We start from the raw sequence: 19,978 nt of genomic DNA on the forward strand, positions 1-19,978 counted from the left end.
GGGCGGGTCACCACCCGGCGGTCAGCTCCCGCAGCACCGTCCCCAGCCGGGTGGTGCGCTCGGTCGCCGGCGGTCCCGCGACGGCCTGGGCCAGTTGCTGCTCGGCGCCCTGCACCACCGACAGGTGGCGCTCGCCGCGGCCGAAGGCGGTGTAGACCCAGGACCTGGTCAGCAGCGGCCCCGCGTCGCCCGGTACGACCACCACGGCGGCGGGCCAGCGCATGCCGGCCGCCTGATGGCCGGTGACCGCCCACCCGTGGCGTACGGTCGCCGCCACCTCCTCGCGGGGGACCAGGACCGATCCCCGCTCGCACTCCAGCCGCAGGCCGTCCGGCTCCGCGCCGGTCACCGTGCCGGGCAGCGTACGGCCGGGCACCGGGACGTGCACGATCCGGTCGCCCGGGTCGAAGCCGCCGAAGCGCCCGGGGCCGGGGTTGAGGCGCTCCTTGAGCGCCGCGTTGAGCGCCCGGGTGCCGACCGGGCCGCCGTGGCCGGTCGTGACCACCTGGACCTGCGCCCCCTCGACGCCGAAAGCCCGCGGCACCGAGTCGGCGACCAGCTGGACCGTACGGTGCACGGCCTCGCGCGGATCGCGCACCGGCACCACCACGACCTCCTTGCCCGGTGCCTCCACGGCGGTCAGCTCGCCCTCGCCGACGCAGGACACCAGCTCGCCGATCGGCCCGAAGTCCGGCGTGCGGGACACCACCCGGGGGCAGACCCGGGCTGCGAGCAGGTCGGCGAAGACCCGGCCGGCGCCCGCCGACCACAGGGCGTGCGGGTCGCCGCTGAGCACCAGCCGGGCGCCGTCGGGGACCGACTCCACCAGCGTGGTGGCCTCCTCGACGGACAGCTGCGGCGCGTCCAGCACCGCGAGCAGAGCGAGGTCCAGGCTGCCGTCCGCGGCCCGTCCCGGCCCCTCGGCGCCCGAGAGCAGCCCGTCCACGGTCACGGCCGCCTCGTCGCCCACCACCGCGGCGAGCCTGCGGCGGCCGTTCTCCGTGTAGGCGGCGGCGTACGCGCGCAGGCCCACGGCCCGTGCGGCCGCCACCAGCGCGGCGGGCTCGGCGCGGGCGGCCTCGCCGCCCGAGTGCACGACGAGGCCGCTGCCCGCCGAGGCCTTGATCAGCTCGGCGGCGGACGGCGTCGGTGCGGACGCCCGCGCCCAGTCAGGCCCGTCGTCGCCCTCCGCTTCGCTCTCGAAGGACCGCAGCAGGCGGAAGAGGCCTTCCGCAAGGCTCTCCTCGGCCATCGCGTAACGGTCGAGGCCGAGCAGCAGTGACACCTCCTCCTCGCTGTCCTCGTCCTCGCCGCCCTCCCGGAAGACCAGCACCTGGCCGTCCGCGACGGCGGCCGCGACGGCGGCCTCCGGGTCGGACAGCCCGTGCCCGCGCAGCGCGGCGTGCAGGTCGGCCGGCGGCAGCGCGGTGTGCCCGCGCACCGCGGCGTCCTCCAGCGCCCGGGCGACCAGCGCGCGGGCCCGCCGCTCGTCGTCCGGCCCGCACGCGCCGCCGAGCACCCCGCGCGCGAACGCGTCCGCGTGCTCGGTCCTCACCGTGCCGATCCCGAGCAGCAGCCACGGATCGGCACGCAACTCCGCCGCGGCCCGCTCCCCGAGCACCCGCACGGCGTCCGCGGCCAGGTAGGCCGGGGCCCCGCCATCGGCCAGCACGCCGGCAGCGGCCTCCACGGCCCTGGGGTCCGGCGCCACGCGCGGCCCGGCCGCCCCTGCGCCGCGGCTCGCCGCCCCGGCTCCGGGCCGTTCCGCGGCCGGGCTCTGATCGTCGGCTGCCACCCTCGGCCGGTCGGTGCCTGCCGCGCCGCCTGCCGTACGCCCGTCGGCGGCTCCGCCCTCAGCCGCCGTCTCGCCACCGGGTCCTGACCCGGCGTCACGCCCGGCGGCCGCGCCCTGTGCGGCCGCGTCCGCGCCGGCATCCGCCACGTCCCCGGCAGCCGCGCCCTGCCCCTCCGCGCCGACCGCCGAAAGGCCGGCGCCGTCACCGTCCGCGGCGGCAGCCTCCGCCGCCGTGCCGCCCGGCGGCGGGGTGCTGCCGTCAGCCGCCTCGGCCGCCTGGAGGGCGGCTGCCTCCGCCGCCATCGCCTCGCGGCGCTTGCGGCGGGCTTCCGCCGCGTCGCCGCGCGGGGCCGGGGCCACCGGGCTCTCGCCCCGTTCGATGGAGCGGACGGCCGCCGCGAGGCCGGCCAGGTCCACCGGTGGGCGCCGGGCGGCCGCCGGGGCGGGGGACCCTTCGGGGCGCTCGGGCGCGGGCGGGGCGGGCGGGCTGGCGGGGGGCATTGCGGCCTCCGTGGAGGGATCGGTGCGCGCGTTCAGAGCGTGCTCCAGTCGTGGTCCGGGTAGCGGTGCAGTGGCGCCGACACGTCGTCCAGCGCCTGGCAGATCTCTTCAGGAAGCGTAAGCGCCTCCACCGACAGCGCCGCCGTGAGCTGCTGCGCGTTGCGCGCGCCGAGCAGCGGGGCGGTCACGCCCGGCCGGTCGCGTACCCAGGCGAGGGCGACCTGCAGCGGGGACACGGCCAGGCCGTCGGCCGCTATGGCCAGCGCGTCCACGATCAGGCCCGCGGTGTCGTCCAGGTAGGGGGCGACGAAGGGCGCCATGTCCTCGGAGCCGCCGCGGGAGTCCTGCGGGACGCCGGCGCGGTATTTGCCGGTGAGGACGCCGCGGCCCAGCGGCGAGGAGGGCAGCACCCCGAGCCCGAGGTCCGTCGCGGCGGGCAGCACCTCGCGCTCCACCCCGCGCTGAAGCAGCGAGTATTCCATCTGCGTGCTGGCCAGCGCCGTGCGCCCGGGGCCCGCGAGCTGCCAGGTCGCGGCCTTGGCCAGTTGCCAGCCGCAGAAGTTGGACACCCCGACGTAGCGGGCCCGGCCGGAGCTGACGGCGATGTCCAGCGCCTGCAGCGTCTCGTCCAGCGGCGTGCCCGGGTCGAAGGCGTGCACCTGCCACAGGTCGACGTAGTCCGTGCCGAGCCGCTGCAAGGACGCGTCGAGCGCGGACAGCAGGTGGCCGCGGGAGGTGTCGAAGCGCCGGTCGGGGTCGGGCACGCTGCCGGCCTTGGTGGCGATCACCAGGTCGGAGCGCGGCACCAGGTCCTCGATCAGCCGCCCGAGCAGGTACTCGGCGCCGCCGTCCGCATAGACGTCGGCGGTGTCGACCAGCGAACCCCCGGCGTTCCAGAAGGTCTTGAGCTGGTCGGCGGCGTCCCGTTCGCCGGTGTCGCGCCCCCAGGTGAGCGTGCCGAGCCCGAGCCGGGACACGCGCAACCCGGTACGGCCGAGGTGCCTATGCTCCATGGGCGCTGAGATTACTGCCCGCACCGTCCGAATGGGCCGCAGTGACGTACCCGACAGGTTCCCGTGGCGGCGCCGCGCGCTACAGTCCGGGGGGGACAACGACGTTACTCACCAGTACAAGGGGAGCGCTATGAGGCTCGGGATCAACCTCGGCTACTGGGGTGCCGGGATGGATGCGGACAACCTCGCCGTCGCCCAGGAGGCCGACCGGCTCGGCTACTCCGTCTGCTGGGCCGCCGAGGCCTACGGTTCCGACGCCGCCACCGTGCTGTCCTGGGTGGCCGCGCAGACCGAGCGGATCGACGTCGGCTCCGCCATCTTCCAGATCCCGGCCCGCACCCCGGCGATGACCGCGATGACCGCCGCGACCCTGGACTCGCTGTCCGGCGGCCGCTTCCGGCTGGGCCTTGGCGTGTCGGGGCCGCAGGTCTCCGAGGGCTGGTACGGCGTGAAGTTCGACAAGCCGCTGTCCCGCACCCGCGAGTACGTCGAGATCGTCCGCAAGGCGATGGCCCGCGAGCGGCTGAGCCACCAGGGCGAGCACTGGACGCTGCCGCTGCCCGGCGGCCCCGGCAAGCCGATCAAGCTGACCGTGCACCCGCAGCGCGAGCACATCCCGCTCTACATCGCCGCGATCGGCCCGAAGAACCTGGAGCAGACCGGCGAGATCGCCGACGGCGCCCTGCTGATCTTCCCCTCCGCCGCCCACCTGGAGGACACCGCGCTGCGGCACATCCGCGCGGGCCGTGAGAAGGCCGGCCTGACGCTGGACGGCTTCGACGTCTGCCCGACGCTGCCGCTCGCCGTGGGCGACGACGTCGCGGCGCTCGCCGACCTGTTCCGCCCGTACACCGCGCTGTACGTCGGCGGTATGGGCAGCCGCAAGCAGAACTTCTACAACCAGCTCGCCCAGCGCATGGGCTACGAGAAGCAGGCCGCCGAGATCCAGGACAAGTACCTGGCGGGCGACAAGGACGGCGCCGCCGCGGCCGTACCGCAGGAACTCATCGACTCCACCTGCCTGCTGGGCCCGGTCGCCCGGATCGCCGACGGGATGCGCGCCTACGCCGCGGCGGGCGTCACCACCCTCACCCTCGCCCCTGCCGGTTTCACGCTGGAGGAGCGGGTGGCGGGCCTGCGGGCCGGAGTCGAGGCCCTGGAGCTGGCGGGAGTGGCCTGAGCCGCTTGCCTGACCGGCCCTGGAGAGCCGGGGGGATCACGGGGACGGGGCAGCGCGGCCGGCTGTCAGCTGGGCACGAGCCGGCCGAGCAGCCGGCCGAAGTCGATCAGCCGGGCTATCTGCCCGGCGCCCCCGTCGTCCAGTGACTTGCTGAACCGGAAGGCCTCGGGCCGGAACTTCGCCGAGGCCACCGGCAGCGGCGAGTCGGGGTCGGCCTGCACCGCGCTCAGCTCGTGCGGCATCGCGGTGGCCAGCACCACGTAGACCCCGCGGTCGATCCGCTGCCCCAGCTCGTCGTGGCCGACCAGGGTGCGCATCCCGACATGGCCGATCGAGTCCAGCGGCAGCACCTGCACCGACGAGTCCAGGACCGTACCGCCCGGCGCCTTGGCGTCGGCCAGCTCCTCGCTGTGCCACAGGATCAGCCGCCGTCCGTCGCACACCGCGGCCTCCTGCCAGACCGAGGCGCCCGCCTCCGTCAGGTCCACCACCCGCTCCAGGGTGAAGCCGCGCACCCGGCGCTTGCCCAGCACTCCTTCGATGGCGTCCAGCGCGACGTCCGCGTGCAGGAAGTACACCTCCGCGGCGTCCTCCAGCCGACCGTACGGAGACCAGTCGGTGCCGGCGGGGCGCGCCCCGCTCGCAGCCGGGCGGCTCCTCGTCGCCTTGCTGAACATCTCCACCCGCTTCGCGATACCGGATCCCGAGGCCCCCTCGACCTCTGCTGCACCTTACCCAGGGGGCGGTACAGCGGGACCTATGCCGGGGACAGCGGATCAAAGCAATATCGCGGCGGCGCCACGGGAATTCAGCGGCCGTGGTGGGGGCTCGGGGGGATCATCCCCGCCACGGCCGTCACCCAGCACAACGGAGCGGGGGCGGAAGGGTTACGGTGGCGGACATGCCCACCGCGATCCTTGTCCGGCACGGACGGTCCACTGCCAACGTCGAGGGAGTGCTGGCCGGCTGGAGCCCCGGCGTCGCCCTGGACGACGCAGGCCGGGCGCAGGCCACCGCGCTCGCCGCCCGGCTGGCCGCGCTGCCGCTCGCCGCCGTCGTCAGCAGCCCGCTGCAACGCTGCCAGGAGACCGTGCGCCCGCTGCTCGACACGCGCACCGGCCTGACCCTGCACACCGACGACCGGATCGGCGAGTGCCACTACGGCGACTGGACCGGCCGCAAGCTGGCGGAACTGGCCGACGAGCCGCTGTGGACCACCGTGCAGCGGCACCCCTCGGCGGCGGTCTTCCCCGGCGAGGGCGGCGAGTCGCTGCGCGCCATGCAGGCCCGCGCGGTCGACGCGGTCCGCGACTGGAACGCGCGGATCGAGGCCGAGCACGGCCCCGACGCGCTGTACGTGCTGTGCTCGCACGGCGACGTGATCAAGTCGCTGGCCGCCGACGCGCTCGGCCTGCACCTGGATCTCTTCCAGCGGATCAGCACCGATCCGTGCTCGGTGACCGTCATCCGCTACACCCCGCACCGCCCGTTCCTGCTGCGCCTCGGCGACACCGGTGACCTGGGCGCCCTCGTCCCGCCGCCCGCGCCGTCCGAGGGCGCGGCCGACGACGCGGTCGTCGGCGGTTCCACCGGCGCCCCGTGATCAGCTTCCGCAGTAGGGTGGTGGCCACACCGCTTCGACGGTGACGGCGACACCGCACAGGCGACACCGCACCGCCGCGCAGCACAGCCTTTCGCAGCGCAGTACGGGTACGCGCACGACAGACGCGCACGACAGACACACAGCCGAGCAAACGGAGCAGGACGTGCCCCGCCAGGTCTTCTTCTACGAGCACCCGGACCGTTTCGTGGCCGGGACGGTCGGCCAGCCGGGCCAGCGTACGTTCTTCCTGCAGGCCACCGCCTCCGGCCGGACCACCAGCGTGGCCCTGGAGAAGACCCAGGTGGCCGCACTGGCCGAGCGGATCGACGAGCTGCTGGACGAGGTGGTGCGGCGCAGCGGCGGCAACGCCCCGGTGCCCGCCGTCGCCCCCACCGAGCTGCACGACACCGCGCCCCTCGACGTGCCCGTCGAGGAGGAGTTCCGGGTCGGCACCATGGCCCTGGCCTGGGACGGCGCCCACGACCGGATGGTCATCGAGGCGCAGGCACTGGTCGAGCTGGCCGGTGAGGACGAGGAGGGCCTGGAGGCGGCCGAGGAGGAGATGCTCCAGGACGACGAGAACGGCCCGCCGCTGCTGCGGGTGCTGCTGACCGGCGCCCAGGCCCGCTCCTTCGCCAAGCGCGCCCTCGACGTGGTGTCGGCCGGCCGGCCGCCGTGCCCGCTGTGCAGCCTCCCCCTGGATCCGGAAGGACACGTATGCCCGCGTCAGAACGGGTACCGGAGGTCGGCCTGAGCGCCGCCACGGCGGCGCTTGACGTGCTGTCGGCGGGCACGCTGACCGTACGCGGCCAGGTGCGCGACGCGTCGAACGCCGTGCTGTACTGCGAGACCGCGCACGAGGGCCGGACCCTGGCCTGCGTGTACAAGCCCGTCGCGGGGGAGCGCCCGCTGTGGGACTTCCCCGACGGCACCCTGGCCCAGCGCGAGGTCGCCGCCTACCTGGTCTCCGAGGCCACCGGCTGGGGCCTGGTGCCGCCCACCGTGCTGCGCGACGGGCCGTACGGCGAGGGCATGGTCCAGCTGTGGATCGAGTCCGCGCCGGAGGACGCCGCGCTGCTCGCCCTCACCGAGGACGACGAGCCGGCGGAAGGCTGGAAGGCCGTGGTGGAGGCGGAGGTCGCCGACGGGCGTACCGCCCTGCTCGTGCATGCCGACGACCAGCGGCTGCGGCGCCTGGCGGTGCTTGACGCGGTCATCAACAACGCCGACCGCAAGGGCGGCCATCTGCTGCCGGCGCCGGACGGGCGGCTCTACGGCATCGACCACGGAGTGACCTTCCACACCGAGGACAAGCTGCGCACCCTGCTGTGGGGCTGGGCCGGCGAAGCGCTGCCCGCCGAGGCCGTCACCGTGCTGACCGCGCTCGGCTCGGCGCTGGACGGCGAGCTGGGCGAGCAGCTGGGGACGCTGATCACCGCGGCCGAGACCGACGCGGTCAGGGACCGGGTCGGGCGGCTGCTGGAGACCGGTGTGCACCCCGCGCCCGGCGGGGGCTGGCCTTCCATACCATGGCCGCCGGTCTGACCCCGCCGCGGCACCCGGTGTGACCGGTCAGGCACGTCCCGGGGCAAACGTGCTGCTCCCGGTCGTTTGACCCGCGGCCGCCCGGTTAATCTCATGACATGCATGCCTGGCCCGCTTCCGACGTCCCTGCCCTCCCGGGCACTGGACGCGCACTCCGTCTCCACGACTCCGCGACCGGTGGCCTGGTGGCCGTCGAGCCCGGACCGGTCGCCCGCCTCTACGTCTGCGGGATCACCCCGTACGACGCGACCCATCTGGGGCACGCGGCCACCTACAACGCGTTCGACCTCGTCCAGCGCGTGTGGCTCGACACGAAGCACCAGGTCCACTACGTGCAGAACGTCACGGACGTCGACGATCCGCTGCTGGAGCGGGCCGCCGCCACCGGCGTGGAATGGACCGCGCTCGCCGAGCGGGAGACCGCGCTCTTCCGCGAGGACATGACCGCGCTGCGGATGCTGCCGCCCACCCACTACATCGGCGCCGTCGAGGCCGTCCCCGGCATCGTGCCGCTCATCGAGCGGCTCAAGGACGCGGGCGCCGCCTACGAGCTGGACGGCGACACGTACTTCTCCGTCGAGGCCGACCCGCACTTCGGCGGCGTCTCCCGCTACGACACCGCCGCCATGCGGGCGCTGTCCGCCGAGCGCGGCGGCGACCCGGACCGCCCGGGCAAGAAGAACCCGCTCGACCCGATGCTGTGGATGGCCGCCCGGCCCGGCGAGCCGAGATGGGACGGCGCCTCGCTGGGCGCCGGGCGGCCCGGCTGGCACATCGAGTGCGTGGCCATCGCGCTCGACCACCTCGGCATGGGCTTCGACGTCCAGGGCGGCGGCTCCGACCTGGTCTTCCCGCACCACGAGATGGGCGCCTCGCACGCCCAGGTGCTCACCGGCGAGTTCCCGTACGCCAAGGCGTACGTGCACGCCGGCATGGTGGCGCTGCACGGCGAGAAGATGTCGAAGTCCAAGGGCAACCTCGTCTTCGTCTCCACGCTGCGCCGCGACGGCGTGCCTCCCGCGGCCATCAGGCTGGGGCTGCTCGCCCACCACTACCGGGCGGACTGGGAGTGGACCGACGCGGTGCTCGACGAGGCGCTGGCCCGGCTGGACCGCTGGCAGGCCGCGGTGTCCCGGCCGGACGGACCGCCGGCCGAGGAGCTGGTCGAGGAGATCCGCGCCGCGCTGGCCGACGACCTGGACGCGCCGCGCGCACTGGCCGCGGTGGACCGCTGGGCGGCGGCCCAGCAGGCGGACGGCGGCACCGACACCGGGGCGCCCGGTCTGGCCTCCCGCGCGGTGGACGCCCTGCTCGGCGTGGCGCTCTGAGCGGCGCTCGACGGCACGCCGGAGGGGCGGTCACCGCCGACACGCGGTGACCGCCCCTCCGGCCCGCCAGGGCCTTGCCGGGGCCGCCGCCCCTCCGGCTCACGAAGGCCCGTCGTCGGTCCCGCCGTGCTCCGTGCCGTCCTCGCCGTTCTCGCCGCCGTCGCCGGGGTCCTTGTCCTCCGGCCGCTGCTGCCTGCCGAGGTCGCGGAACTGCGGCACGCCGTCGCCGCCCTCGCTGGCGTACTCGCCCTGGTGCGGGTCGCGGCGCCGCAGATAGCGTTCGAACTCCTTGGCGATCGCCTCGCCCGACGCCTCCGGCAGCTCCGCGGTGTCCCGGGCCTCCTCCAGCGTCTGGACGTACTCGGCGACCTCGCTGTCCTCGGCGGCCAGCTGGTCGACGCCGACCTGCCACGCCCTGGCGTCCTCGGGCAGCTCGCCCTGCGGGATGCGCAGGTCGAGCAGGTCCTCCAGCCGGTTGAGCAGTGCCAGGGTGGCCTTCGGATTGGGCGGCTGCGACACGTAGTGCGGCACCGCGGCCCACAGGCTGACCGCCGGGATGCCGGCGTGGGTGCAGGCCTCCTGGAGGATGCCGACGATGCCGGTGGGCCCCTCGTAGCGGGACTCCTCCAGGTTGAGCGCGGTGGCCAGGTCCGCGTCGGAGGTGACCCCGGTGACCGGGACCGGGCGGGTGTGCGGGGTGTCGCCGAGCAGCGCGCCGAGCACCACCACCATCTCGACCCCCAGCTCGTGCGCGAAGCCCAGGATCTCGTTGCAGAACGACCGCCAGCGCATGCTGGGCTCGATGCCGCGGACCAGCACCAGGTCGCGGGGTTTGGGCGTCTGGATCCTGACCACCGACAGCCGGGTCGTCGGCCAGGTGATCTTGCGGACGCCGTCCTCCATCCAGACGGTGGGCCGGTTGACCTGGAAGTCGTAGTAGTCCTCCGCGTCCAGCGCGGCGAAGACCTCGCCCTTGAACTCCCGGTCCATGTGCCCGACCGCGGTGGAGGCTGCGTCCCCGGCGTCGTTCCAGCCCTCGAACGCGGCGACCATGACCGGATCGATCAGCTCGGGTACCCCCTCAAGCTCGATCACCCGGCGCCTCCTTCCGGCCGGCGGGGGCGTGCCGTCCCCTGACCGGCTCTGCTGTGCTGCTCTTTCTTCGTGCGTCACCAGCCTACGTGTCCCGACAGTCACGGACCGCTGTCCGGTCGCTCTCGGTGGCGTCGCTCGTCACGGCACGTCGCAGCCGTGCAGGCCAGGTCAGGCCCGACGCCGAAGCGATATATCGAGACATCCGATCTGTTATCAACAACTTCCGGCATCCCCCTGGACGAGCACCCTCGCCCGCCGCTATACATCGGATCATCAAGAAAAGATCCGATGTCTCGCGACGGGAGTGTGCATGAGTCCGACCATTACCGAGGTCGACGTGTACGACATCCGCTTTCCGACCTCGGAGCAGCTCGACGGCTCGGACGCCATGAACCCCGACCCCGACTACTCCGCCGCCTATGTCGTGCTCCGTACGGATTCCCCCGGCGGCCTCGCAGGGCACGGTCTGTGCTTCACGATCGGCCGCGGCAACGACGTCGTCGCAGCGGCGATCAGCACCCTGCGACCTTACGTCGTCGGACGCTCGGTGGACAGTGTCACCGGCGACCTCGGCGCCTTCTACCGGCTGCTCACCCATGACTCCCAACTCCGCTGGCTCGGCCCGGAGAAGGGCGTGATGCACATGGCGGCCGGGGCGGTGATCAACGCCGCCTGGGACCTCGCCGCCCGGGAGGCCGGCCGGCCCGTCTGGGACCTGCTGGCGTCGATGAGCCCGGACCAGCTCGTCGACCTGGTCGACTTCCGCTACCTCAGCGACGCCCTGACCCGCGACGAGGCGCTGGACATCCTGCGCCGCGCCGAACCGGGCCGGGCCGCCCGCGCCGCGACGCTGCGCAGGGACGGCTACCCCGCCTACACCACCGAGCCCGGCTGGCTCGGCTACTCCGACGAGAAGCTGACCCGGCTGGCCAAGGAGGCGGTCGCGGCCGGCTTCACCCAGATCAAGCTCAAGGTCGGCGCCGACCTCCAGGACGACCTGCGCCGGATGCGGCTGGCCCGCGCCGCGGTCGGCCCCGACATCCGGATCGCGGTGGACGCCAACCAGCGCTGGGACGTCGCCGAGGCCCTGGAATGGATGCGGGCACTCGCACCGCACGAGCCGTACTGGATAGAGGAGCCCACCAGCCCCGACGACGTCCTCGCGCACGCCGCGGTCCGCGCCGGGCAGCCGATCAGGGTCGCCACCGGCGAGCACGTCGCCAACCGGGTGGTCTTCAAGCAGCTGCTGCAGGCCGACGCGGTGGACTTCGTCCAGATCGACGCCGCCCGGGTCGCCGGGGTCAACGAGAACATCGCGATCCTGCTGCTGGCCGCGAAGTTCGGCGTCCCGGTCTGCCCGCACGCCGGCGGCGTGGGCCTGTGCGAGATGGTCCAGCACCTGGCCATGTTCGACTACGTCGCGGTCTCCGGCAGCCTCGACGACCGGGTCATCGAGTACGTGCCGCACCTGCACGAGCACTTCACCGACCCCGTCGTGGTGGAGAACGGGCGCTACCAGGCACCCTCCGCGCCCGGCTTCTCCGCCCGTATGGTGCCGGAGACATTGGCCGACTACTGCTACCCAGAAGGCCCGGTGTGGCAGGCACGACAGGAGCTGACCCGATGACCGGAACGACCACTCCCGCCGACACCGCCGCGCTCCCGCAGGACTTCGCCGGGCTGACCGCCCTGGTCACCGGCGGCGCCTCCGGGATCGGCGCCGCCACAGCGGCCCTGCTCGCCGCCCGCGGCGCCCGGGTCGCCGTCCTGGACCGGGACCCCTCGGGCGCCCCCGAGGGCACCTTCCCGGTCGCCGCGGACGTCACCTCCGACCCGCAGGTGCGCGACGCGGTGGGTGCGGCGGTGCGCGAACTCGGCGGCCTGCACATCCTGGTGAGCAACGCCGGTATCGGCTCCATCGGCACCGTCGAGGACAACTCCGACGAGGAGTGGTCCCGGGTGCTCGACGTCAACGTCCTCGGCATGGTCCGCACCGCCCGGGCGGCACTGCCCCATCTGCGCGAGGCGGCCGCCGACCGGCCGGGCAGCGCGTCGATCACCCACACCTGCTCCATCGCCGCCACGGCGGGGCTGCCACAACGTGCCCTGTACAGCGCGAGCAAGGGCGCGGTCCTCTCGCTCACCCTGGCGATGGCCGCCGACCACGTACGCGAGGGCGTGCGGGTCAACTGCGTCAATCCCGGGACCGCCGACACCCCGTGGATCGGCCGGCTGCTCGACCAGGCCGAGGACCCGGCCGCCGAGCGCGCCGCACTGAACGCCCGCCAGCCGCTCGGCCGGCTGGTGACCGCCGACGAGGTCGCCGCGGCCATCGTCTACCTGGCCGGCCCGGCGGCGGCGAGCGTCACCGGCACCGCGCTCGCCGTGGACGGCGGAATGCAGGGCCTGCGCCTGCGCCCCGCCAACTGAACGACACGCACCACCGCTTCAGCACCGCTCCACCCGCACCACTCAGAGCCGACACACTCTCGAAGGGCAGAACTCGACGATGAGACTGCGTAAGACGACCGTTGCCGCCATCGCGGCCCTCCTCGCGGTCACCGCGCTCGCGGGCTGCAACAGAGGCAGCGACGACAAGGCCGGCACCTCGGGCAAGGTCGGCATCGACCTGCCGCGTTCCGACAGCGACTTCTGGAACTCCTACAACAGCTACATAGAGAAGGGTGTCAAGGCCGGCGACGTCTCCGCGCTGCCCCGCACCAACTCGCAGAACGACATCGGCAAGCTGGTCGCCAACGTGCAGACCTTCACCGACCAGGGCGCCAAGGCGATCGTGATGGCACCGCAGGACACCGGTGCCATCGCGTCCACCCTGGACAAGCTGGCCGGCAAGAAGATCCCGGTGATCAGCGTCGACACCCGCCCCGACAAGGGCAAGGTCTACATGGTGGTGCGCGCCGACAACAAGGCGTACGGCATCAAAGCCTGCGAGTACCTGGGCAAGCAGCTCGGCGGCAAGGGCAAGGTCGTGGAGTTCGAGGGCGCCCTCGACTCGATCAACGGCCGTGACCGCTCGGAGGCGTTCGCGTCCTGCATGAAGGACAAGTACCCCGGCATCAAGGTGATCGCGCTGGCCACCGACTGGAAGGGCGACGTGGCGTCCGCGAAGCTGCAGACGACGCTGGCCTCCGACCCGGACGTCAACGGCATCTACATGCAGGCCGGCGGTGTCTTCCTGCAGCCGACCCTGGCCCTGCTCGAGCAGAAGCACCTGCTGAAGCCGCCGGGCACCCCCGGGCACATCACCATCATCTCCAACGACGGCATCCCGGACGAGTTCAAGGCGATCAAGGCGGGCCAGATCGACGCCACGGTCTCCCAGCCGGCCGACCTCTACGCCAAGTACGCGCTGTACTACGCCAAGGCCGCGCTCGCCGGGCAGACCTTCAAGCCGGGCCCGACCGACCACAAGTCCACCATCGTGAGCATCCCCAACGGCCTTGAGGACCAGCTGCCCGCGCCGCTGGTGACCAAGGACAACGTGGACGACCCCAGCCTGTGGGCCAACCAGCTCGGAAAGAGCTGAGCGCACATGAGCAACGGTCAGGCCTCAACCCCTCCTCCCGCGGTGCACGCCGAGGGTGTCGTCAAGCGCTTCGGGCCCACCGTCGCGCTGGACCAGGTGGGCATCACCGTGGCGGTCGGCGACTCGCACGCGCTGGTCGGCCGCAACGGTGCGGGCAAGTCCACCCTGGTGTCGGTGCTGACCGGGCTGCACGCACCCGACGCGGGCCGGGTCGCCTTCCTCGGCGAACCCGCGCCCGCTCCGGGTGACACCGCCGCCTGGCAGGCCAGGGTCGCCTGCGTCTACCAGAAGTCCATGGTGGTCCCCGAGCTGACGGTCGCCGAGAACCTGTACCTCAACAGGTTCGAACGCGGCCGGATCCGCTGGTCCAAACTGCGGGCCGACGCCCGCGACCTGCTCGCCGAGTACGGCGTCGACGTCGACCCCAGCACCCGGGCCGGCGATCTCACCGTGGAGCAGGGCCAGTTCGTGGAGATCGCACGGGCGCTCTCCTTCGGCGCCCGGTTCATCATCCTGGACGAGCCGACCGCGCAGCTCGACGCGGCCGGTATCGAGCGGCTGTTCAGCAAGCTGCGCGAACTGCAGCAGCAGGGCGTGGCGTTCCTGTTCATCTCGCACCACCTCCAGGAGGTCTACGACCTCTGCAGCACCGTCACGGTCTACCGCGACGCCCGCCACATCCTCACCGCGCCCGTCGCGGAGCTGGACAAGGCGGACCTCGTGGCGGCCATGACGGGCGAGGCGGCGCAGGCCGCCTCCACCTGGCACGCCAAGTCCGCGGCGGCCGCCGCGAGTTCCGCCGCGGCCACCGGCGGGTCCGGGGCGGCGGGGGAGTCCCCCGACAGGCCCGCGGAGCCGTCGGACGGCGCGGTGCTGCGGGCCGAGGCGCTCGCTCTGGAGGGCGCCTTCCAGCCGATCGACTTCGCGGTGGCCGCCGGCGAGGTCCTCGGCCTGGCCGGCGCCACCGCCAGCGGCAACACCGCGCTCGGCGAGACGCTGGTGGGCCTGCGCAAGGCCACCGGCGGCCGGGCGTCGGTGGACGGCAGGGGCGTACGCCCGGGCAGCGTGCCGCACGCGCTGAACGCCGGCATCGGCTACGTCCCCGAGGACCGGCACCGGCAGGGCCTGGTGCTGGGCCGCAGCGTGGCGGAGAACGCCACGCTCACCGTGACCGACCAGCTGGGCCCGTACGGCACCGTGTTGCCGTCGCGGACCCGTACGTTCGCCCAGCGGATGATCGACTCGCTGGACATCAAGACCTCGGGGCCCGCCCAGTCGGTCTCCGACCTGTCGGGCGGGAACCAGCAGAAGGTCGTCATCGCGCGGGCGCTGGCCCGCGACCCGCGGGTGCTGGTGGCCATCCGGCCGACCGCGGGCGTCGACGTGAAGTCCAAGGACGCGCTGCTCGGCGTGGTCCGCGGGGTGGCCGACCGGGGCGACGCGGCCGTCATCGTCTCCGACGAGCTCGACGACCTGCGGGTCTGCGACCGGGTGATCGCGCTCTTCCACGGACGGGTGATCGCCGAGTTCGGCAGCGGATGGACCGACCGGGACCTGGTCTCGGCGATGGAAGGGCTGCCCGCGGGCGCGGGCGGCGACAAGGGAGCCGAGGAATGAGTGAGACCACCGAGTTGAGCGCCGACCTGGCCGTATCCGGCAAACCCCGCCCAGCGGCGCCGCGCTTCCAGCTCAGCCGCTACCGCGACCTGTCGCTGATCCCGGTGATCCTGGTCCTGGGCGTCATCGGCTTCATCGTGTCGCCGGTGTTCCTGACCTCGGACAACCTGATCGGCGTGCTCCAGCAGAGCAGCGAGCTGAGCCTGCTGGTGCTCGCCGAGGCGCTGATCCTGATATGCGGCCGGATGGACCTCTCGCTGGAGTCCACCATCGGTGTCGCGCCGGTCATCGCGATGTGGCTGGTGCTGCCCAGCAGCGGCCCCGCCACCTTCCACGGCATCGGGCTCTTCCCGACCTGGTCCTCGATCCCGGTCTGCCTGGTGGTGGGCCTGGTCATCGGCGCCGTCAACGGCTTCCTGATCCTCAAGCTGCGGGTCAACGGCTTCATCGCCACCCTCGGCATGCTGACCATGCTGCGCGGCCTGCAGGACGGCGTCGCGCAGGGCAAGTCGATCGTGGCGGTGCCGTCGTCCTTCTCCTACCTGGGCAAGGCGTCCTGGTTCGGGGCGCCGGCCGCGGTGTGGATCTGCCTGATCCTCTTCGTGATCGGCGGCCTGGCACTGGGCTACCTGCGGCACGGCAGGGCGCTGTACGCGATCGGCGGCAACACCGAGGCGGCCAGGGCGGCCGGTATCCGGGTGGACCGGATCACCTGGATCGTGCTGGCGCTCGGCGGCCTGATCGCCGCCTTCGCCGGTGTGCTCTACGCCGGCCACTACGGCGCGATCTCCGCCACCCAGGGCGACGGCTGGATCTTCCAGGTCTTCGCCGCCACCGTCATCGGCGGGGTCAGCCTCAACGGCGGCCGGGGCACGCTCTTCGGCGCTCTCACCGGCGTGGTCAGCCTGCAACTGGTGGTGAACGTCACGACCCTTGGCGGCGTGCCGCCGCTGTGGGACAAGTTCCTCTACGGTGCCATCATCATCGTCGCCCTGATCATCTCCCGCTTCGCGAGCGGCGAGAAGCAGGACTGACCGCAGGACTGACCCGACCCCCGACCCGTCATCGACCCGACCCGACCCGGTCCGACCGCAGCCGGCCCAGCCCAGCAGAAAGACATCCCGTATGCCCGTACCGGCACTGCCCCGGCTCGGCCTCGGCTGCGCGCCGCTGGCCAATCTCTACCGCGCCATCACCGACGAGGAGGCGGAGGCCACCGTGGCCGCCGCTTTCGACGCGGGGCGTCCCGTCACCTACCTCGACACCGCCCCGCACTACGGGCTGGGCCGCTCCGAGGAGCGGCTCGGCCGGGCGCTGGCCGGCCGGGACCGCTCGTCCTACTCGCTGTCCACCAAGGTGGGGCGCCGGCTGCGCGACCTCCCGGCGGGGGAGCAGCCCGACGGCCAGGGCTTCACCGACGTCCCCGGCCGGGTCAGGGTCTGGGACTTCACCGCCGACGGCATCCGGGCCACGCTGGAGGGCTCCCTGGAGCGGCTCGGCGTGGACGCCGTCGACATCGTCTACCTGCACGACGTCGAGGACCACCTGCCCGAGGTCTACGCCACCGGCTTCCCTGCGCTCGCCGAACTGCGCGACCAGGGCCTGGTCAAGGCGATCGGGTTCGGCATGAACCACAGCGACATCCTGGCCCGGCTGGTCGCCGACCTCGACGTCGACGTGGTGCTGTGCGCGGGCCGCTGGACCCTGCTGGAACGCACCGCCTACGACGACCTGCTGCCGGTGTGCGAGCGCCGCGGCACCAAGGTCGTCGTCGGCGGCGTCTACAACTCCGGCCTGCTGGCCGACCCCGGGCCCGGTGCGCACTACGACTACGCGCCCGCACCGCAGGAGTTGATCGACCGGGCGCTGGACATCGCCGCGGTCTGCGGCGAGTTCGGCGTCCCGCTGCGGGCCGCCGCGCTGCGCTACCCCTTCGCGCACCCCAGCGTGGTCTCCGCGGTCGTCGGCGCCGCGAGCCCCGAAGAAGTGCGGGACAACGCCGCGCTGTTCGAGCACGACATCCCGGACGCGATGTGGCACGCGCTGGTCGAGCGCGGGCTGCTCGACAAGGACGTGCCGCTGCCGCTCGCGGCCGGCCTCCCGGCGACTCCCGCGGCGGGGGAGTAGCGATGCGGATCGACGCGCACCACCACCTGTGGGACCTCACCAGGCGTCCGCAGCCCTGGCTGCACGGGGCCGCCCTGGGCCCCATCGCCCGCACCTTCGAACGGGGGGACCTCGAACCGCTGCTGCTGGCGAACGGCATCGACGCGACCGTCGTCGTGCAGTCCAGCTCGTCGCTGGACGAGACCCGCGAACTGCTGGCGCTCGCCGCCGCCTCCGGGGGGCGGATCGCCGGCGTCGTCGGCTGGGCCGACCTCACCGACCCCGCGCTCGCCGACGTCCTGGTCTCGCTGACCGGCCCGCTGGTCGGGATTCGCCACCAGGTCCAGGACGAGTCCGACCCGTGGTGGCTGGCCCGCGCCGGCGTCCGCCGCGGCCTGGCCACGGTCGCCGCGGCGGGCCTGGCGTACGACCTGCTGGTCACCCCGCGCGAGCTGCCCGCGGCGCTGGAGACGGCGGCGGCGCTGCCCGAACTGCGCTTCGTCCTCGACCACGCGGCCAAGCCGCGCATCGCCTCCGGCGGTTGGGAGCCGTGGGCCGCGGACCTCAGGGAGCTGGCCACGCTGCCGAACGTGACGTGCAAGCTGTCCGGGCTGGTGACCGAGGCCAGTTGGTCCGGCTGGAAGCCGGCCGACATCCTTCCCTACGCGCACCACGTCCTCGACGTGTTCGGCCCAGAGCGCGTGCTGTTCGGCTCCGACTGGCCGGTCTGCACACTCGCCGCCACCTACGCCGACGTGGTCGCACTGGCGGAGTCCGCCACCGCCGGCCTCTCCCCGACCGAGTCCGCATCCGTCTTCGGCACGACCGCATCCCACGTCTACGCCCTCCCCTAACCCACCCCGTCAGGGCCGCGACGAACTGCGCGCCCAGCGCGGATGGCGGGAAGCAGGCGAGCCCACGGCAAGTGGCACCCACCCAGGGGCGCGGGGAACTGCGCGCCCAGCGCGGACGGCGGGAGACAGGCGAGGCCACGGCAAGTGGCACCCCAGGAGCCCGAGCCGGCCGCAGGGCGGTGGGTGCGGGCTACAGGGTGGAGCGGAGCCATTGTTCGACGCTGGCGACGTGGACCGTCGCCCAGGCCCGCGCGGCCTCGGCGTCGCGATCCCTGAGCGCGCTCAGGATCGCCCGGTGCTCGTGCAGCGTCCGCGACACCGCGTCCTCCTGCGTGAGGCCGCGCCAGACGCGCGCGCGGGTCGTGGGGCCCGACAGGCCGTCCAGCAGGGAGCACAGCACCGAATTGCCCGAGCCCTGCACGATGCCGCGGTGGAACTCCAGGTCGGAGGCGACCAGTTCCTCCACCGACGGCTCCGGCCCGAGCGCGTCGAGCTTGCCCTCCAGGACGTCGAGCTCGTCCTCCGGGATGCGGATCGCCGCCATCGCGGTGGCGGCCGGCTCCAGGATGCGGCGCACGGCCAGGAACTCGAGCACCGTGTCGTCGCGGTGGAAGTCCACCACGAAGCTCAGCGCTTCGAGCAGCAGTTGCGGGTCGAGGCTGGTGACGTACGTGCCGTCGCCCTGCCGGACGTCGAGGATGCGGATCAGCGACAGCGCCCGTACCGCCTCGCGCAGCGAGTTGCGGGACAGACCCAGCTCGGCCGCCAGCTCGCTCTCCTTGGGGAGCCGGTCACCGGGCCGCAGCGCCCCGGAGACGATCATCTCCTTGATCTTCTCGATCGCCTCGTCGGTGACCGCCATCTGCGCCCTCCCCTTGTTCCGGTCCCGCAGCGCCGCCAGACCTCCGATGTATACCCTCATTATGTGCCCGGGAGGCCCGATCACCTAACGAAACGGGAATTCAGCGACCTGCGTATCTGCTGGGCGGCGCGCCGACCGCGGCGGTGAAGTCCCGGGTCAGATGCGCCTGGTCGGCGTAGCCGAGATCCGCGGCGAGCGCCGCCCAGTCGATGCCGGCCCCCGCGTCGGCGCGCGCGGCGGCCTCGTGCAGCCGCGCCCTGCGCAGCACCCACTTCGGCGAGGCGCCGACGTATTCGGCGAAGAGCCGTTGCAGCCGGCGTACCGGCATGTCCAGCTCGCGGGCCAGCTCGTCCACCCGGAAGAGCTGCGGGCGGGCGGTGATCGCCTCGACCAGCCCGGCGACCTCGGCGACCTGCGGGTCGGGGTCAAGCGCCGGCAGCAGGCCGAGTAGGAAGCCGTCGGCGTGCGCGGCCATCGCCGCCAGGCCGTCCAGCGCCAGCACCTGCCGGCCCACCTCGGCCACCCCGGCTCCGAAGATGTCGGCGGCCGGGACTGCGCGGTCGGCGAGGTCGGCCACCGGGCCCAGGGCGAAGGGCCGGAAGGCCCCCGGCCGGAACTTCACCCCGAAGACCTGCCCCGCACCCGCCAGCCGCCGCACGAACAGCCCGCGCTGGACCCCGTAGACCAGCGCGCCCCGCGGCTCGAAGACCAGGTGCACGTTCGGGTGCGCGAGCACCTTCTGCTCGTACGGGTCGCGCCCGCGCAGGTCCCAGCGGGGGTTCCAGTAGCCGTCCACCAGGGCGGCGAGGCCGGGCGCCGCCGCCTGCCGCCGCACGTCGAGGAAGCCGGCCGACTCGTCAGGCCGCAGGACTCCGCGGCCCAAGTCGTGCATGCTCATGGCGGCAGCCTACTGTCGCGTTTGTTCAAGACGG

18 protein-coding genes are annotated in these 19,978 nt (G+C 73.4%); 12 read left to right on the forward strand and 6 right to left on the reverse strand.

Annotated features, from left to right (window positions below; genetic code table 11):
- Window positions 1-7: 7 nt before the first annotated feature.
- Together OG702_RS29150 and OG702_RS29155 are read right to left on the reverse strand one after the other, a co-directional pair.
- Window positions 8-2,296 (reverse strand): helix-hairpin-helix domain-containing protein, encoded by a 2,289-nt coding sequence (locus OG702_RS29150; protein WP_327291916.1) that lies wholly within the window; start codon window positions 2,294-2,296, stop codon window positions 8-10.
- A 32-nt stretch (window positions 2,297-2,328) separates the two neighbouring features.
- Window positions 2,329-3,309, reverse strand: a complete 981-nt coding sequence (locus OG702_RS29155; RefSeq protein ID WP_327291917.1) for an aldo/keto reductase — start codon at window positions 3,307-3,309, stop codon at window positions 2,329-2,331.
- A 130-nt stretch (window positions 3,310-3,439) separates the two neighbouring features.
- Here OG702_RS29155 and OG702_RS29160 point away from each other — a divergent pair, with 130 nt between their 5' ends.
- Window positions 3,440-4,489, forward strand: a complete 1,050-nt coding sequence (locus OG702_RS29160) for an LLM class F420-dependent oxidoreductase (protein ID WP_327291918.1) — start codon at window positions 3,440-3,442, stop codon at window positions 4,487-4,489.
- A gap of 65 nt (window positions 4,490-4,554) precedes the next feature.
- Here the strand turns inward: OG702_RS29160 and OG702_RS29165 are convergent, their stop codons facing one another.
- The gene (locus tag OG702_RS29165) at window positions 4,555-5,166 is read right to left on the reverse strand and encodes a hypothetical protein (RefSeq protein ID WP_327293422.1); all 612 of its coding nucleotides are present in this window, start codon (window positions 5,164-5,166) and stop codon (window positions 4,555-4,557) included.
- A gap of 224 nt (window positions 5,167-5,390) precedes the next feature.
- Between OG702_RS29165 and OG702_RS29170 the strand changes: the two genes are divergently transcribed.
- The 4 genes from OG702_RS29170 to mshC all read left to right on the forward strand — a co-directional run bounded on the left by OG702_RS29170 (window position 5,391) and on the right by mshC (window position 8,965).
- Window positions 5,391-6,092 (forward strand): histidine phosphatase family protein, encoded by a 702-nt coding sequence (locus tag OG702_RS29170; protein ID WP_327291919.1) that lies wholly within the window; start codon window positions 5,391-5,393, stop codon window positions 6,090-6,092.
- A 163-nt stretch (window positions 6,093-6,255) separates the two neighbouring features.
- The gene (locus tag OG702_RS29175; RefSeq protein WP_327291920.1) at window positions 6,256-6,846 is read left to right on the forward strand and encodes a DUF3090 domain-containing protein; all 591 of its coding nucleotides are present in this window, start codon (window positions 6,256-6,258) and stop codon (window positions 6,844-6,846) included.
- The gene (locus OG702_RS29180; RefSeq protein ID WP_327291921.1) at window positions 6,810-7,637 is read left to right on the forward strand and encodes an SCO1664 family protein; all 828 of its coding nucleotides are present in this window, start codon (window positions 6,810-6,812) and stop codon (window positions 7,635-7,637) included. The genes OG702_RS29175 and OG702_RS29180 overlap by 37 nt, the downstream gene beginning before the upstream one ends.
- 98 nt (window positions 7,638-7,735) lie before the next feature.
- Window positions 7,736-8,965, forward strand: coding sequence for a cysteine--1-D-myo-inosityl 2-amino-2-deoxy-alpha-D-glucopyranoside ligase (gene mshC, locus OG702_RS29185; RefSeq protein ID WP_327291922.1), 1,230 nt, complete (start codon window positions 7,736-7,738; stop codon window positions 8,963-8,965).
- 99 nt (window positions 8,966-9,064) lie between these two features.
- On the opposite strand, the gene OG702_RS29190 is transcribed toward mshC, so the two are convergent.
- Window positions 9,065-10,060 carry a PAC2 family protein gene (locus tag OG702_RS29190; protein WP_327291923.1) on the reverse strand — a complete coding sequence of 332 codons (996 nt, stop codon included), beginning with the start codon at window positions 10,058-10,060 and terminating at the stop codon, window positions 9,065-9,067.
- 310 nt (window positions 10,061-10,370) lie between these two features.
- Here OG702_RS29190 and OG702_RS29195 point away from each other — a divergent pair, with 310 nt between their 5' ends.
- The 7 genes from OG702_RS29195 (at window position 10,371) to OG702_RS29225 (ending at window position 18,184) form a co-directional block, all read left to right on the forward strand.
- On the forward strand, window positions 10,371-11,687 hold the full coding sequence (locus tag OG702_RS29195; protein ID WP_327291924.1) for an L-fuconate dehydratase: 1,317 nt from the start codon (window positions 10,371-10,373) through the stop codon (window positions 11,685-11,687).
- Window positions 11,684-12,490 carry an SDR family NAD(P)-dependent oxidoreductase gene (locus tag OG702_RS29200; RefSeq protein ID WP_327291925.1) on the forward strand — a complete coding sequence of 269 codons (807 nt, stop codon included), beginning with the start codon at window positions 11,684-11,686 and terminating at the stop codon, window positions 12,488-12,490. Before OG702_RS29195 ends, OG702_RS29200 begins: the two co-directional genes overlap by 4 nt.
- 79 nt (window positions 12,491-12,569) lie before the next feature.
- Window positions 12,570-13,607: a sugar ABC transporter substrate-binding protein gene (locus tag OG702_RS29205; RefSeq protein WP_327291926.1), complete on the forward strand. Its 1,038-nt coding sequence runs from the start codon at window positions 12,570-12,572 to the stop codon at window positions 13,605-13,607.
- A gap of 6 nt (window positions 13,608-13,613) precedes the next feature.
- Complete coding sequence (locus OG702_RS29210) at window positions 13,614-15,224, forward strand: sugar ABC transporter ATP-binding protein (RefSeq protein WP_327291927.1); 1,611 nt, start codon at window positions 13,614-13,616, stop codon at window positions 15,222-15,224.
- Window positions 15,221-16,258, forward strand: a complete 1,038-nt coding sequence (locus OG702_RS29215; protein WP_327291928.1) for an ABC transporter permease — start codon at window positions 15,221-15,223, stop codon at window positions 16,256-16,258. Before OG702_RS29210 ends, OG702_RS29215 begins: the two co-directional genes overlap by 4 nt.
- A 91-nt stretch (window positions 16,259-16,349) precedes the next feature.
- Window positions 16,350-17,351 (forward strand): aldo/keto reductase, encoded by a 1,002-nt coding sequence (locus OG702_RS29220; protein ID WP_327291929.1) that lies wholly within the window; start codon window positions 16,350-16,352, stop codon window positions 17,349-17,351.
- Window positions 17,352-17,353: 2 nt separating this feature from the next.
- Window positions 17,354-18,184, forward strand: coding sequence for an amidohydrolase family protein (locus OG702_RS29225; RefSeq protein WP_327291930.1), 831 nt, complete (start codon window positions 17,354-17,356; stop codon window positions 18,182-18,184).
- A 190-nt stretch (window positions 18,185-18,374) separates the two neighbouring features.
- On the opposite strand, the gene OG702_RS29230 is transcribed toward OG702_RS29225, so the two are convergent.
- Window positions 18,375-19,046: a FadR/GntR family transcriptional regulator gene (locus OG702_RS29230; RefSeq protein WP_327291931.1), complete on the reverse strand. Its 672-nt coding sequence runs from the start codon at window positions 19,044-19,046 to the stop codon at window positions 18,375-18,377.
- Window positions 19,047-19,146: 100 nt separating this feature from the next.
- Window positions 19,147-19,944, reverse strand: a complete 798-nt coding sequence (locus OG702_RS29235) for an AraC family transcriptional regulator (protein WP_327291932.1) — start codon at window positions 19,942-19,944, stop codon at window positions 19,147-19,149.
- Window positions 19,945-19,978: the final 34 nt, after the last annotated feature.

This window comes from Streptomyces sp. NBC_01198 (assembly GCF_036010485.1).
Taxonomy (GTDB): domain Bacteria; phylum Actinomycetota; class Actinomycetes; order Streptomycetales; family Streptomycetaceae; genus Actinacidiphila.

Bases quoted from the DNA above. Each gene is read 5' to 3' on its own strand.
- OG702_RS29225 (WP_327291930.1), top strand. From the start codon at position 17,354: ATGCGGATCGACGCGCACCACCACCTGTGGGACCTCACCAGGCGTCCG.
- mshC (WP_327291922.1), top strand. From the start codon at position 7,736: ATGCATGCCTGGCCCGCTTCCGACGTCCCTGCCCTCCCGGGCACTGGA.
- OG702_RS29180 (WP_327291921.1), top strand. From the start codon at position 6,810: ATGCCCGCGTCAGAACGGGTACCGGAGGTCGGCCTGAGCGCCGCCACG.
- OG702_RS29150 (WP_327291916.1), bottom strand. From the start codon at position 2,296: ATGCCCCCCGCCAGCCCGCCCGCCCCGCCCGCGCCCGAGCGCCCCGAA.
- OG702_RS29220 (WP_327291929.1), top strand. From the start codon at position 16,350: ATGCCCGTACCGGCACTGCCCCGGCTCGGCCTCGGCTGCGCGCCGCTG.
- OG702_RS29205 (WP_327291926.1), top strand. From the start codon at position 12,570: ATGAGACTGCGTAAGACGACCGTTGCCGCCATCGCGGCCCTCCTCGCG.
- OG702_RS29155 (WP_327291917.1), bottom strand. From the start codon at position 3,309: ATGGAGCATAGGCACCTCGGCCGTACCGGGTTGCGCGTGTCCCGGCTC.
- OG702_RS29210 (WP_327291927.1), top strand. From the start codon at position 13,614: ATGAGCAACGGTCAGGCCTCAACCCCTCCTCCCGCGGTGCACGCCGAG.
- OG702_RS29200 (WP_327291925.1), top strand. From the start codon at position 11,684: ATGACCGGAACGACCACTCCCGCCGACACCGCCGCGCTCCCGCAGGAC.
- OG702_RS29170 (WP_327291919.1), top strand. From the start codon at position 5,391: ATGCCCACCGCGATCCTTGTCCGGCACGGACGGTCCACTGCCAACGTC.
- OG702_RS29215 (WP_327291928.1), top strand. From the start codon at position 15,221: ATGAGTGAGACCACCGAGTTGAGCGCCGACCTGGCCGTATCCGGCAAA.
- OG702_RS29195 (WP_327291924.1), top strand. From the start codon at position 10,371: ATGAGTCCGACCATTACCGAGGTCGACGTGTACGACATCCGCTTTCCG.
- OG702_RS29160 (WP_327291918.1), top strand. From the start codon at position 3,440: ATGAGGCTCGGGATCAACCTCGGCTACTGGGGTGCCGGGATGGATGCG.
- OG702_RS29230 (WP_327291931.1), bottom strand. From the start codon at position 19,046: ATGGCGGTCACCGACGAGGCGATCGAGAAGATCAAGGAGATGATCGTC.
- OG702_RS29235 (WP_327291932.1), bottom strand. From the start codon at position 19,944: ATGAGCATGCACGACTTGGGCCGCGGAGTCCTGCGGCCTGACGAGTCG.
- OG702_RS29165 (WP_327293422.1), bottom strand. From the start codon at position 5,166: ATGTTCAGCAAGGCGACGAGGAGCCGCCCGGCTGCGAGCGGGGCGCGC.